This window comes from Rhodoferax sp. P2_H8_2 (genome assembly GCF_056403235.1).
The window spans coordinates 152,494-166,215 of record NZ_JBFUFW010000001.1 but is presented as its reverse complement, the minus strand read 5'-3'; the positions used below and the strand labels follow the sequence as shown (position 1 = coordinate 166,215).

14 protein-coding genes are annotated in these 13,722 nt (G+C 58.7%); 13 read left to right on the top strand and 1 reads right to left on the bottom strand.

Going from position 1 to position 13,722, the window contains the following annotated elements; translation table 11 throughout:
* Positions 1-14: 14 nt before the first annotated feature.
* From AC1DV6_RS00825 to AC1DV6_RS00780, 10 genes are all read left to right on the top strand, one after another.
* Positions 15-1,697, top strand: a complete 1,683-nt coding sequence (locus AC1DV6_RS00825; protein ID WP_477974301.1) for an STAS domain-containing protein — start codon at positions 15-17, stop codon at positions 1,695-1,697.
* A 15-nt stretch (positions 1,698-1,712) separates the two neighbouring features.
* Entirely contained in the window at positions 1,713-2,390 is a 678-nt protein-coding gene (locus tag AC1DV6_RS00820) for an ABC transporter ATP-binding protein (protein WP_477974300.1), read from the top strand.
* A 26-nt stretch (positions 2,391-2,416) separates the two neighbouring features.
* A complete protein-coding gene (locus AC1DV6_RS00815; RefSeq protein WP_477974299.1) occupies positions 2,417-3,619 on the top strand; it encodes an ABC transporter permease in 1,203 nt (400 codons plus the stop codon).
* 4 nt (positions 3,620-3,623) lie between these two features.
* The gene (locus tag AC1DV6_RS00810) at positions 3,624-3,878 is read left to right on the top strand and encodes a hypothetical protein (protein WP_477974298.1); all 255 of its coding nucleotides are present in this window, start codon (positions 3,624-3,626) and stop codon (positions 3,876-3,878) included.
* Positions 3,879-3,901: 23 nt separating this feature from the next.
* Complete coding sequence (locus AC1DV6_RS00805; RefSeq protein ID WP_477974297.1) at positions 3,902-4,300, top strand: hypothetical protein; 399 nt, start codon at positions 3,902-3,904, stop codon at positions 4,298-4,300.
* A 133-nt stretch (positions 4,301-4,433) separates the two neighbouring features.
* Positions 4,434-6,437 (top strand): TonB-dependent receptor, encoded by a 2,004-nt coding sequence (locus tag AC1DV6_RS00800; RefSeq protein WP_477974296.1) that lies wholly within the window; start codon positions 4,434-4,436, stop codon positions 6,435-6,437.
* Positions 6,438-6,482: 45 nt separating this feature from the next.
* Positions 6,483-7,025 (top strand): DUF3299 domain-containing protein, encoded by a 543-nt coding sequence (locus AC1DV6_RS00795; protein WP_477974295.1) that lies wholly within the window; start codon positions 6,483-6,485, stop codon positions 7,023-7,025.
* Between the two features lie 7 nt (positions 7,026-7,032).
* On the top strand, positions 7,033-7,968 hold the full coding sequence (locus AC1DV6_RS00790; protein WP_477974294.1) for an ABC transporter ATP-binding protein: 936 nt from the start codon (positions 7,033-7,035) through the stop codon (positions 7,966-7,968).
* The gene (locus AC1DV6_RS00785; RefSeq protein WP_477974293.1) at positions 7,965-9,290 is read left to right on the top strand and encodes an ABC transporter permease; all 1,326 of its coding nucleotides are present in this window, start codon (positions 7,965-7,967) and stop codon (positions 9,288-9,290) included. Before AC1DV6_RS00790 ends, AC1DV6_RS00785 begins: the two co-directional genes overlap by 4 nt.
* The gene (locus AC1DV6_RS00780; protein ID WP_477974292.1) at positions 9,287-10,219 is read left to right on the top strand and encodes an AEC family transporter; all 933 of its coding nucleotides are present in this window, start codon (positions 9,287-9,289) and stop codon (positions 10,217-10,219) included. The genes AC1DV6_RS00785 and AC1DV6_RS00780 overlap by 4 nt, the downstream gene beginning before the upstream one ends.
* Before the next feature lie 32 nt (positions 10,220-10,251).
* On the opposite strand, the gene AC1DV6_RS00775 is transcribed toward AC1DV6_RS00780, so the two are convergent.
* A complete protein-coding gene (locus AC1DV6_RS00775) occupies positions 10,252-11,454 on the bottom strand; it encodes an acyltransferase family protein (RefSeq protein ID WP_477974291.1) in 1,203 nt (400 codons plus the stop codon).
* Between the two features lie 244 nt (positions 11,455-11,698).
* On the opposite strand from AC1DV6_RS00775, the gene AC1DV6_RS00770 reads away from it, so the two are divergent.
* The 3 genes from AC1DV6_RS00770 to AC1DV6_RS00760 are packed head-to-tail and all read left to right on the top strand — an operon-like array spanning position 11,699 to position 13,687.
* Positions 11,699-12,064 (top strand): GtrA family protein, encoded by a 366-nt coding sequence (locus AC1DV6_RS00770; protein WP_477974290.1) that lies wholly within the window; start codon positions 11,699-11,701, stop codon positions 12,062-12,064.
* On the top strand, positions 12,061-12,915 hold the full coding sequence (locus AC1DV6_RS00765) for a GNAT family N-acetyltransferase (RefSeq protein ID WP_477974289.1): 855 nt from the start codon (positions 12,061-12,063) through the stop codon (positions 12,913-12,915). Before AC1DV6_RS00770 ends, AC1DV6_RS00765 begins: the two co-directional genes overlap by 4 nt.
* The gene (locus AC1DV6_RS00760; protein ID WP_477974288.1) at positions 12,884-13,687 is read left to right on the top strand and encodes a PIG-L deacetylase family protein; all 804 of its coding nucleotides are present in this window, start codon (positions 12,884-12,886) and stop codon (positions 13,685-13,687) included. Before AC1DV6_RS00765 ends, AC1DV6_RS00760 begins: the two co-directional genes overlap by 32 nt.
* The last annotated feature ends 35 nt before the right edge of the window (positions 13,688-13,722 follow it).

The following is a 13,722-nucleotide window of genomic DNA, read 5'->3' as shown; positions in this document are numbered from 1 at the left end:
GGCAGTATTGAAGTATGGCGTCCAAGTCCAGTCCCCCCGGTTTTCTCGCCAAGATGGCGCAGCTGGTGCGGGCCGCTCCCGCGCAGGACGCGGGCGATTCCGAGCAATCGCAGCAACCCGATTTCAGCCATTCGGATTTGCAGGCACGCATTGAAGGCAAGCGCCGGGATGACCAAGTGCGCAAGCGCGAGTTCGAACATTTGCGCAAGGTACGCGCCAGCGCCGGCCTGGGCTCCCTGGGGCTGGCAGCGCAAGCCCGGTTTGCAGTCAGCTCCAGCTTCAACCCGGAAGAGGTCACCAGCGCCGCGCGGTTGCACACGCTTAAAAAGATCGATGCGATTGAAGCCTACATGGGCGAACAGTTGCAGCGCAAGCGCCAGACCGATATGGCGACCCACAAGCCAGCTGCCCAGGCGCCTTCTGCCGCATCGCGACGTGATATCCCTGTATTGACCCAAAGTGTGGATGGCCCGAAACGCACCACCATGGTGGGCAATGTGGCGCACGCGCCGGAAGCGGAGTCCTCCATGTCGGACATGGATCTGGATTTCACCGGCATGAGTGCGCCGGCGCCGCTTGCGGAAGAGCCTTCCTCCGGCAACAGCAGCATGAACAGCAGCTACTCGGAGTCGCGGCTGGAGTCACAGGAGATGAGTGGTGGTGACCACCCGGCGCTGCAGGATGCCGCCATTCGCTTCGCCGAAGGCGATGTGGCGGGTGCCGAAGCGGCGCTATTGGCTGTGATGCAAGACGCGACGCTGGACGCCGCAGTGGCCGACCGTTGTGCCTGGGCGCTCATGGACTTGTACCGCGCGACCGACCAGAGCCCGGCGTTTGATGTCGTGGCGATTGAGTACGCTCAGCGGTTCGGCCGATCGGCGCCAGAGTGGTATTCGATTCCGCATCTGCTGCGCAACTCCACAGCGGTGCATCAGGCACAAGCGCCACAGAGTGGTGCGACCTGGAGCAGCCCGCCGCTGTTGACAGCCCAGGCGGTTGCCCAAATGGCGGCGGCGCAACAAGGCGCGACGCGCCGCCTGCAATGGGGTGCTTTGCAATCGATGGCGCCAGATGCACTGCCGGCATTGACCAAGGTACTGACCCAGTGGGCCGAGCAACCGGTTTCGCTGGTGTTTGGTGGGGCCGAGGTTTTTAACGCGCTGCTGGAGGGCGCAACGGTCACCGAGCAGCGCGAGACCGACCCGGCTTGGTGGTTGTTGCGTTTGGAGGCCTTGCGTGTGCAGGGCGCGCATGAGCCCTTTGAAACGGTAGCGCTGGATTACTGCATTACCTATGACGTCTCGCCCCCCAGCTGGCTGGAAGCTGTCTGCACCTACAGCAATATGCAACCTGCGGGTGATGAAGCGACCTCTCCTGCGGAGCTGGACCGTCCGGCGTTTGTAGATACCCGCGCGCCCGAAGGCGCCGAGTTGCGAGGTGATTTGCTGGGCGATGCACAGGCAGTGCTGGACAAATTGCTTGCCGGCGAACACATTGTTGGCGAGCCGCTGGTTATCCACTGCCAGCGCCTGCTGCGAGTGGATTTTTCGGCGGCCGGCAGCATGCTGAACTGGCTGATGCAGCGCCGTGCCGAAGGCGTGGAAGTGCGATTCGTGCAGGTGCCGCGGCTGGTCGGAGTTTTCTTCCAGCTGATGGGCGTTGCCGAGCACGCCAGCGTGGCCATCACCACCAAATAAGCGACAGAGCTTCCAATGATCCAGACGCAGGGCCTGGCCTACCAGTACCCCCAGGGCCCTTTGCTGACGTTCCCGGATGTGGACGTTGCACAGGGTGCGGTGTTGTTGCTCAACGGTCCGTCGGGCTGTGGCAAATCGACCTGGCTGGCACTGGTTGCCGGTCTGGTATCTCCTACCCATGGCACGGTAAGTGTCGCAGGCCAACCGTTGCATTCGTTGCGCAAGATCGCCGCCGACGCGTGGCGCGCGAAGACCATTGGTTTTCTGCCACAAAAGCTGCACCTGAGCAGCGCGCTGACGGTGCAGCAAAACCTGACGATGGCGCAATGGGCGGCAGGCCAGTCAGAAGACTTGCCACGCATTGCCACTGCGCTGCAAGCGCTGGGCGTGAAAGACCTGGCTGCGCGTTACCCCTCGCAGCTCTCTGGTGGCCAGGCGCAGCGCGTGGCTTTGGCGCGTGCTGTGTTGCTGTTGCCACGTGTGATCCTGGCCGACGAACCTACCGCCAGCCTGGACGACGACGCCGCCAAGGACGCGGTGGAATTGCTGCTGTACACCGCCAGCCTGCACCAGGCGACGCTTGTAATCGCCACGCACGATGCGCGCGTAGCAACCTTGATACCCCCGGGGGCTGATGGTCAAATCGGCTTCCAGCGCTTATCCCTTGTGCGTAAGCAGCTATTAAATGTATAGCGGTGTGGCATAGCAAGGCAGTCACTGTGAAAACACTTTTCTTTGCCTGGCGCTATCTGTGGTCGCGGCCTCTGGGCGCTGCACTGAACCTGCTTCTGCTGAGCCTGGGTCTGGGTGCGATCACGTTCCTGTTGCTGGTCGGGCACCAGCTCAACAAGGCCTTTGACCGTGATCTGGCGGGCATTGATCTGGTGGTTGGTGCCAAGGGCAGCCCGATGCAACTGATCCTTTCTGGCGTGTTCCACATCGACGTGCCGCCTGGCAACGTGCCGCTGAAGGCGATACGCGAGCTGGAGAAGAATCCACTGATCGCCAGCGCAATTCCCATTAGCCTGGGCGACAACCTGCGCGGCTTTCGCATCGTCGGCACCTCACACGCCTACATCCAGCATTACGACGCTGCGCTGGCCCAAGGCCAGTCGTGGACTGCACCGATGCAGGTGGTGGTCGGTGCAACCGTCGCCAAGAAGCTCGGCCTGGTGCTGGGCAATACCTTTGCCGGCACACATGGCTTGGGCGGTGGTGGCCATGTGCATGGCGACAGCACCTACACCGTTACCGGCATCCTCGCGCCCAGTGGCAGCGTGCTGGACCGTTTGATCCTGACCGACACGGCGTCCGTGTGGAAAGTGCACGAAGACTTTACCGCGGTGGATGACGACGACCGCAAGGTGATGGAAGAAGAGCGCGAGATCACGATGGCGCTGATTCAGTACCGCACACCGCTGGCGGCGATGAGCCTGCCGCGGCTGATCAACACCACGACCGAAATGCAGGCCGCCTCACCCGCGTTGGAAATCTCGCGCCTCTTGAACATGCTGGGACTGGGTACCGATGTGTTGCGCGCGTTCGCCGGGGTGTTGTTGCTGACCGCGGGCCTGAGTGTTTTCATCGCGCTGTGGAGCGCGCTGCGCGAACGCCGCGCCGACTTGGCGCTGTTGCGCATGTTGGGCGCATCGCCCGCCAAGGTGGCGCTGCTGCTGCTGACCGAAGGTCTGTGGCTGGGCATATTGGCATCCATTTTGGGCTTGCTGTTGGGGCAAGCCTTTGCGGCCGCGTTGGCGTGGCTGCTGCAACTCGACAACTCGCTGCTGATTGGCGGCATGGTCTGGCCGCTGGAGCTTTGGGTTGTACCGGGTCTGGCGTTGTTCGTATCCCTGGTGTCGGCCTTGCTGCCGGCACTGGGTGCCTACCGCGTCAGTGTTCTTGAACTTTTACAAACGAGGTAAATTTATGAAGAAAACGCTCGTAGCGCTCGCCACAATTGCGTGGGCAGCTACCTTTTCGATAGCGGCGCTGGCCGCACCGGAAACCGACAAGGAAACCAAAGAAGACGTCGCGCGCCACCGTGCCATCGCCGCTGCGCATGAGGCCGCCGCCAAATGCCGCGAGGCGGGCAAGGGCGAAGACGTGTGCAATGCGCAATTGCAAGCCGCCTGCAAGGGCCTCGCGATTGGCAAGTTCTGTGGCATGAAGCACCAGCACTAAGACTTCGGGTACGCAGACTTTCTATGGCGTTGTTGAAATTCATGGCCCAATACTGGGTGAAGGGCAGATGGCACATCGGTGTGCTGGCCTTGGCGTTGGTGCTTGCACAAAGCATCGGCCTGATCCATGGCATCGCACACGCACCCTTGCTCACCGGATCGCAGCAATCGGCGTACGCCGAGCAAGCAAGCGATGCCACAGACAGCTTTGTCGAGCGTCTGTTTGGTGACCACCAAGACCAGAATGGCAATGCGAAATGCCACCTGTTCGACCAGAGCAACCATCTCGATGGTCTCTGCGATGTTTCCGTGGTGGTATTGCCCACCCACTTTGCAACAGCCATTCCTGTTGCGTTCGCGGGCCTGTTCACGGTCCGCTGGTTAGCGGCGTTTCACGCCCGCGGCCCTCCTTCCTTCCGTTGATTTTCTGAGTTAGTCGTTTCCGCCTCGCAGATTGCGCAGGCGGTGTAGTGCTTTGCACTTCCCTAGTCAATTTGGCTTCAGAGCATGTCGCTTTCGCGAGTGGTCTGACCCGCAAATCAATGGAATTCTCATCATGAAAAAATCTTCTTTTACGCTGCTCGTATTGAGCACGCTCACCGCTGCGCCGGTGTTCGCCCAAAACACGTCATCGTCCATATTGGCGCCGGTCACCGTCACCGGAAACCCGCTAGGTGCTACGGATTTAATAGCGCCTGCAGCACAGTATTCAGGCACAGAACTGCTCATTCGCTCGCAAACCACCTTGGGCGAAACGCTGGACGGTACGCCTGGCGTGGCCAGCACCTACTTCGGTCCGAACGCCAGCCGCCCCATCATCCGCGGGCTGGATGGTGATCGCGTGCGTGTACTCAACAACGGCGGCTCGGTCACCGATGTGTCCAGCCTGAGTTACGACCATGCAGTGACTGCTGACCCCTTGAGCGTGGAGCGCGTGGAGGTGCTGCGCGGCCCGGGCGCCTTGTTGTACGGCGGCAATGCGGTGGGCGGTGTAGTCAATGTGCTGGACAGCCGCATCGCGCGCGAGCCGCTGTTTGATGCCAAGGGTGGTATCAGCGGCAAGGCCGATCTGGGCGTCGCCAGTGGCAACGACGAGAAAAGTGCGGCGCTGATGCTGGACGCAGGCACAGACCGCTTTGCGTTGCACGCCGACGCGTTTCACCGAACCACCGACGATGTCGCTGTGCCCATCGATCTGGCATGCAGCAAACCCGGCGCGCCCACCACGGCCCGCGCTATCTGCAATTCGGCCAGCGATACGCACGGCGCGGCGGTGGGCGGCACGGTGTTCTTTGCACAGGGCTACCTCGGCGCTTCGGCCAGCCAGTTTGTCAGCAATTACGGCACCGTGGCCGAAGACGATGTGACGATTGGGATGCGGTCCGAGCGTTATGCCATCGACGGCGCACTGCGTGGCTTGCAGGGGCCATTGCAAAGTGTAAAAGTGCACCTGGGCCAGAGCGACTACCAGCACACCGAGTTTGAAGGTACCGAGACCGGTACTGTGTTCAAGAGCAGCGGTCATGACCTGCGACTGGAGGCGCGGCACGCGCAATGGGCTGGGTTGGACGGTGTGATTGGTTTGCAAGCCGAGACGTCGAACTTCTCGGCAGCGGGCGAAGAAGCGTTTGCCCCCTACAGCCAGACGCGGCAGGCGGCGGTGTTTGCGTATGAAGAAAAAACTTTCTCGTGGGGTCGGCTGAGTGGCGGTGTGCGTGTGGAGCAGGTGGACGTGCAGTCCTATGGCAACCCGGACGTTGACCGCTTCACAGTCGGCACACGCAGCTTTACGCCCGGCAGTTACGCGCTGGGCGCACTGTGGAATGTCGCACCCGCTTGGCAACTGACCACCAACCTGGCCTATAGCGAACGCGCGCCCAAGGACTACGAGCTGTTTGCCAACGGCCCCCACGTGGCGACGCATGCATTCGAGATCGGCGACGCCGGCCTGCGGCTGGAGCGGTCGACCAACCTGGATGTGGGTGCGCAATGGAAGAGCGGTGCCAACCGGTTTGCCGTCAGCGCTTTTGTGAACCAGTTTGACAACTACATCACCCAGGTAGCGACCGGCACGCAGCAGGATGACATGGATGTTTATGCCTTCAGCCAGGTGCGTGCCCGCTTCACCGGGCTGGAAGCCAGTGGCAATGTTCGCCTGCTGGAAGGCGCGCAAACGCTGGATCTGGAGCTGCGCGGTGACACCGTGCGCGCCCGCAACAGCGACACCAGCGAGGCATTGCCGCGCATTGCACCCGTGCGCGCGGGTGCCACGCTGGTCTGGACACAGGGGCAGTGGACTGCGCGGCTAGGTGCCAACCACTCTGCGGCGCAAACCGAGGTGCCTGCGGGTCAGCTCAGCACCGACGCGTACACACTGTGGAACGCGGCAGCAGGGTATACGACCAAGGTAGGCGCAACGCAAATGCTGTGGCTGGCAAAGGTGGAGAACATCACCGATGCGCTGGCGTATTCCGCCAGCTCGGTGCTGACGCAAACCGTGCCCGGCAAGGCGCCCATGCCGGGGCGCACCTTGAAGCTGAGCTTGCGCTGGAGCTTTTGAGCATTTACATACCGGGATTAAGATAGACCCAACCGGAGAAATTCCATGAAGTCTGTCTTCAATCCCATGTTTCCACGCAGCGCCGTTGTGGCGGCCTGCGTGCTCTTCGCAAGTCTGTGGGCGCCCTTGGCGGGCGCCCAACTCAGTTCGCCAGTTGCTGGTGGCGTGCCCGTGGGCAGCGGTGCTGGCGTTCATAGCCCGAACAGCCCGTTTGCGCCTATTCAGGACCGCTCTGACGTGTTGCCTTGGTCCGTATTGACGGCGGTGAAAACTAAAGTCGAAAAGAACCGTGTGCTGCCCGTGTTCAACACCAGCATCGTCGCGCTGGACAAAAAGAGCCAACGCGTGCAGGGTTTCATGATGCCGCTGGAGCCGGGCGAAAAGCAGAAGCATTTCTTGCTCAGCTCTGTGCCACTGACCTGTTCGTTCTGTACCCCCGGCGGGCCGGAGAGCATGGTCGAAGTCAAGACCAAGACACCGGTGAAATATTCGCTGGAAGTCGTGGTGGTGGAAGGGCAGTTTGCGGTGCTCAATGACGACCCGTATGGCCTGTACTACCGCATGACTGACGCGGTCGCCATCAAGTAAGGCGCCCATGCTGCAGGTCAAGGCGCTCAACAAATCTTTTGGAGCGCGCAAGGCCGTTGACGGCGTTTCGTTCTCACTTGAAAAAGGCCAGACGCTGGGCTTGATTGGCCCCAACGGCGCTGGCAAATCCACTACGGTAGGCATGATATGCGGGCTGATTCAGCCCGATGCGGGCGAGGTCTTGCTCAATGGTCAGCGCATGGAGGCCGGTGCGAGCGCTGCCAAGCAGACACTGGGTTTGGTGCCGCAGGATCTGGCGCTGTTCGATGACCTGTCGGCCCGCGAAAATCTTCGCATCTTTGGCGCGTTGTATGGCTTGCATGGTGCTTTGCTGAAAGAACGCTGCGCCGCGGCGCTGGAGCTGGTGAGCCTCAGTGACCGTGCCGGCGACAAGCCTTCCACCTTCTCCGGCGGCATGAAGCGGCGCTTGAACATCGCTGCGGCGATGCTGCACCAGCCGCCACTGCTGATACTGGATGAGCCCACGGTGGGCGTCGACCCGCAAAGCCGCAATGCGATTTTTGATTGCCTGGAGGCGCTGCAAGCCAAAGGCCATTCGCTGATCTACACCAGCCACTACATGGAAGAAGTGGAACGCCTGGCAGACCATATCGTGGTTATCGACCATGGCAAGGTGATCGCCGATGCCACGCCTGCCAGCCTGTACCAGCAACTGCCTGCGAAAGCGGCGTTGCAAGTGGAACTGGCAGAGCCTTTGTCAACGGAGTTGCAAGCCGCATTGGGTGTAGTTGCCGGGGTGCGCGAAGTGCATGTCGATGACAGCAAACTTCGAATTGCATTGGTGACGACCGAACACGCCAAGCCGGTGTTGGACTGGCTGGTTCAGCAGGGCGCAAGGCCTGTGCATTTCGCCACCGCCCGCACCAATATGGAAGAAATCTTCCTCACTCTCACAGGCCGCAGCTTGCGGGATGGATCATGACAGCACTGTGGGCGTTGATTCGCAAAGACCTGATCCTGTTTGTGCAGGACCGCCGCGCGCTTTTACTGAGCCTGGCGATGCCCATCGTGCTGGGCGCGTTCTTCGGCTATATCTTTGGCGGCTCTGGGCGCTCGGGTGATAACGCGAAGATTGAAATCGCCGTGGTGTCGCAGGATGACAGCGCGGTGGCGAAGAAAATTGTGGCGGGCCTGAAGGCAGACACCGCGCTCGCGGTTGAAGAGTTACCACTGGAAGACGCGAAGGCCAAGGTGCTTAAGGGCAAGACGAAGGCCGCCGTGGTGATTCCTGCTGGTTTTGGCGAAGCCGCGGGTGCTGCATTGTTTGGCGGGCGCGAGAAGCCAGATATTGCCGTCTATTACGACCCATCGCAATCGGCTGTGCTGGCCATGGTCAAAGGCATGCTGACGCAGCATGTGATGCAAAACGTCAGCGCTGAAATGATGGGCGTTGCCGGTGGCAAAAAGTTCGTAGACACCAGCATTGCGCAGCTGGACCAGGCGGTTGCTGCAGACCCCAGCAAAGCGGAGCAGGGTGGTTTGCGCGATTTTCTGGTGAGCCTGCGCAAATTCCAGACCACACAAGAAGTGGCCACCAAACCTGCGCAGTTTGGGTCGGGGCCAGAGGGCACTGGTGCTGCGGGCGGTCTGTCCATGCCGTTTTCTACCCGCGACGAAGCCATGAGTTCCGGCCCCAAGTACAACGGCTATGCGCATGCGTTTGCCGGCATGGCCGTGCAGTTCATCTTGTTCATGGGCGTTGATGCGGGCATCGGCATTCTGCTCGCGCGGCGCATGGGGCTGTGGAACCGGTTGTTGGCCGCCCCCATCTCGATCGGTACGATCCTGGCCGCACGCGCGATTTCCTGTGCGCTGATTGCGCTGGGCATCTTGTTTTTTATCTTCACCGTTGCTGGCCTGTTCTTTCAAGTGCAGATTGCGGGCAGCTTCCCTGGCTTTGTCGGCGTCTGTGCCGCGTTTGCGTTGTTTACGGCCACCTTTGGCCTGCTGATCGCCGCCTTTGGCAAGACGCCCGAAGCTGCGCGCGGCATGGCGATCTTTGCGACGCTGATCATGGTGATGCTGGGCGGTGCCTGGGTGCCGTCCTTCATCTTCCCGCAGTGGATGCAAACCCTTACGCTGGCCGTGCCCACGCGCTGGGCGGTGGACGGGCTGGACGCCATGACTTGGCGTGGTTTGGGGCTGGATGTGGCACTGCCGGCCATCGGTGTATTGCTAGGTTTTGCGGTGGTGTTCGGCCTTTTGGCTTGGTGGAAGTTCCGCAGTGAGGGTGCGCGGGCTTGAACGCGGTCGTCCTGTCATCGCTGCTGCCGGTTGTCTTTCTGATTGCTATCGGTTTTATAGCTGCTCGCGCACGTATTCTGGGCGCTGCAGGCACAAAAGACCTCTCAAACCTGGCCTTTCTGATCCTCACGCCCGCACTGCTGTTCCGCACCATGAGCACGGTGCATGTGGAGCAACTCGACTTTATGCCGGTCGCCAGCTACTTCATCGCCGTGGCCATCGTGTTCTTCGGCACGCTGCTGGTACAAGGCTTCAACCGCCGCGCCGCCGTACTGGCGCTGGCTGGTACCTTCAGCAACACCGTGATGATCGGCATTCCGCTGGCCGAACTGGCCTATGGCAAAGAGGGTCTGGTGATTTTGCTGACGCTGGTGTCCATCCACGCGCTGGTGTTGCTGACCTCTGCCACGGTGGTGCTGGAGCTGGCGGTCGCGCGGGAGAGCGAACACGGCGCGCGTGCCCCGGTGAAGACCGTGCTGATGGCGGCGCGCAACGCCGTGTTGCATCCTGTGCCGCTTCCCATCATCGCAGGGCTGATTTTTGCGCAGACGGGGCTCACCATCCCGCCGCTGATCGACAAGCCCCTGGGCTGGCTGGGTGCAGCGTTTGGGCCACTGGCCTTGTTGTTGGTGGGCGTCACGCTGGCGGGCAAGTCCATCGGCGATCACTGGCGCACAGCATTGGGCCTGGCGCTAGCCAAGAATGTGCTGATGCCAGCGTTGGTGTTGGTCAGTGGTTGGTTGCTGGGTGTGCACGGCTTGCACCTGCTTGTGATGGTAGTCGCGTCTTCGTTGCCCATCGGCGCCAACGTATTCCTGTTTTCGCAGCGCTATGCGGTGGCGGAAGGGGAAGTGACCGCTGCGGTTGCGTTGTCTACTTTGCTGGCTTTGGTCACAGTGTCGTTTGCGATGCTGGCTGTGCCACATTAGCCTGCTACTCCGTGGAGAAATGGAGATTGGTGCTACACAGTCATGGACGATGGTTTGTGAAAGCGCTTTTCAATAAACCGCCAACTGAGCCAACTTACAACTAGAGTGATCCCCATACTCAGAAGAAGTTTGATGGCAGAAGCCTGCTCGCCCCCGAAATGCTTCACGAAAAGAATCGCGGGTAGGTGATACAGGTAAAGACTGAAGCTGATCTTCCCAATCCAGGGCAAGCCTGAGTAAACGACCCATTTGCTGTCCGCCATCTTCGCGCTGGCGAGCACGATCAGTGCAAAGGAAAACTCAAGACTGGTGCGCCAGAACACGACGTACTCACCGTGAAGCCAGTAGTCGCCAGCGTGACGCATATAAGTCTGCAAGCTAAAGACCATACATACGATACCCAGGGCGAAAAGTGGCCAGCGCATTTGCACGAGCCTGCGATTGAGCTGCTGCGACAGATGGAGCATGGCGGTCATGCCTCCCAAAGCAAATGCATCCAGCGATCCCGGCAATTGTGTCGCAGCAAAAAATCGCGGGTCTGGTGATAGAAACAGAAAGGCGCTCATGCGCCACAGAATGCAGAGTGCCAGCATCGCGCTTGAGATGTACCAGAATTTTCGCCCATCCCGCAGAAAAGGCGCCAGTGCCAACATCAAAATGTAATAGGGAAATTCGACGCCCAAAGTCCAATAAACTCCATTGAGTGAACCCCCGAGGCCTGGGAGAAAGTTGTGCAACATTGAAATGTGCAGCAACACGTTCGTCACCAAGTATTGATTCACAATTCGGTTGCCGAGCACAATCCCGCCGATGACTACCACTGCCAATGAAAAGAGGTAGGCCGGGTATATCCGGGTAACGCGCGCACGGATGAATCCGCTGGGGCTCCATGAGGTCGGTCTAAGTATTGCTTGTGTGATGAAGAATCCACTCAATACATAAAAGAGATCCACGCCAAACATTCCGTAGGTCGGCCAGTTCGAAAGGGGCTCCATGAGGACGGGCATGATGTCAAAAGCCCGCAAGTGATGCAAGATGACGGCCAGGACAGCGAAGGCACGGCAAGCGTCCAGGGCGGCAGATCGATTTTTCACCATTGGATTTTCCTTAAGATACGGATTCACTTTGAATTCTAGTTGGGCCATACTTGCGCGCATGCGTTTGAATTTTTCAGTTGGATTTACGAAGTATTTTGGTGTCGGTTTTTCCGTATGCTGGATTTCCTGCTGTTTCATATCTTGCATCTCCCACCATTATGGGAAGACATCGCTGATGCGCAGAGATGGCTAAAACTGCGCAGGTCTAGGGCGTTTAGAGGATCCAACGCCGTGCCATACTTGCGCTTATGCGTTTGAATTTCCTCTGCCATGCCTGCCGCACTGCCAACGATGTTGAGATTGCAAACGTTGCTTGCATTTGCCGCTTCGATGTTGCGAACGTCGGCGTCGCCCTGTGCATAACGATTTGCTAGACTGATGCATGGCATCGATCCGCCAATTTTCTGTATTTGCGCTGGTAGGGTTGGCATGCGCGGTTCTGGACATCACGGTCATGCAGGCGCTGCTGCTTGCAGGACTTCATCCGGTTTTGGCAGCAACTTTCGGCTTCCTGTCTGGTCTTATTGCCAACTTTCTCCTGCATAGCCGGGTCACCTTCAATGGAACTCAGGGCAAGACCCAGTTTTTCCGGTTTCTTACGGTTGTTGCTGTCAACTACCTGATTACCGTCGGATTTGTCTCTTTGTCTTCTGCCTTTGTCGGCGAACCCTTGCTCGGGAAAATCCTTTCATTGCCACTGATCGCCATCAACGGTTTTTTTCTGAGCAAGTACTGGGTCTTCAAATGATTGAATATCGAGCCGTAGAGTTTTCAACGGAAACACTGGAAAAATATGTTGCGCTTTTCGCGCGCTGCTTTCCAAAGGCAGTGCCCTTTACGGCGCAGTACCTGCATTGGTTGTATTGCATGAACCCCGACGGCTCGGCAGTTGGTTTTGATGCATGGGATGGTGATCAAGTCGTAGCGCACTATGCTTGCATTCCGGGCCAGGTTCGTGTGAGCGCAGTTGAGATGCGATCGCTGTTGTCGTTGAATTCTGCGACCCATCCGAACTATCAAGGACAAGGGCATTTCACCCGTTTGGCAGAGCTGACTTACGCGCAAGGCGCCTCGCTGGGATACGGTTGTGTTTTTGGCATTGCCAATGAAAATAGCACAGGCGCATTTGTACGCAAACTCGGCTTCCAGTTGGTGCAGCCTTTGCATGCATATATCGGAGTGGGTCCGCTGGGACTCGACAGGAGCAAGGTTGAACGCGACGTCAACTTTGAACGGCTTTGGCACCCTCAATCATTGAAATGGCGCACGCGCAATCCAAGGAACCCCGTTCAAGTAACGGTACTTTCAGATCGCTTCGCATTTCGCGCATCTGCAAACCGCTTTGTGCAGGCCTATGCGGAGCTGCCCCTCCAGCAAGGGTTCAAACCTGAAAATGGCAAGGCGAACCTGGTATCTCCGTTTCGCTTGTCCATCGGTTTGTGGCCGGGCAGTGCCGCACGCCACACAGGCTATTTCAATATCCCCTTGTCGGTTCGGCCATCTCCGTTAAATTTCATATATCGCGCACTGTCTGGTGCGCCAAAGCAGATTGCGCCAGATAGTCTGCTTGTCAGTTTTCTTGATTTCGATGCCTATTGAGAGGTTGAACTTGAGCAGGCGCGTACTTTTTTTGTTTGCACATCAGGATGATGAATTTGGCGTATTCCAGGCAATCGTCGATGAAATGCGCGCCGGCAATCAGGTATTTTGTGCATACCTGACAAACGGGGCAGCCAATGGCGTGTCTTCGGAACGCAGAAACGCTGAATCGCTGGCTGTTTTAGGTCGGCTTGGTATTCCCTCTGACCAGGTCTTGTTTCCTGGCACGGAACTGGATATTGCAGATGGGCGGTTGCCACACCGCCTCCATATCGCCGGACCATGGCTCACCAAATGGCTGGTGGAACAGCGACAAATTCGTAGCATCTTCATACCGGCATGGGAGGGTGGACATCACGACCATGATGCATTGCATGCACTGACGCTTCAGCTCAATCCGATACGCAGTGGTGATATCGCAATAAGGCAATTTTCGCTCTATAACAGTTTTGGCAAGATTGGGCCCATGTTCAGCGTACTTCGGACGATTGCCGAAAATGGTCCTCCACGCAAACGCAACATCCCTATTCGCAATCGAGTTCTTTTCCTGCGCTGTTGCCTGGGCTATCCATCTCAAGCGAAGTCATGGTTTGGCCTGTTCCCCATGGTCTTTTTGCATTACCTGTTGCGCGGCTACCAAGAAACGCAACCCGTAAGCCTTGAACGCATAAGACTTCGCCCCCACAACGGCATGCTTTATTACGAAAAGCGCGGTTTTTTCAGTTGGGACGAGATGGAACGTTGCTTGTCCAGCTGGGAGAAAACGCAATGACGATGAAGTCGCAATTGCAAGCGGTATAACGACTG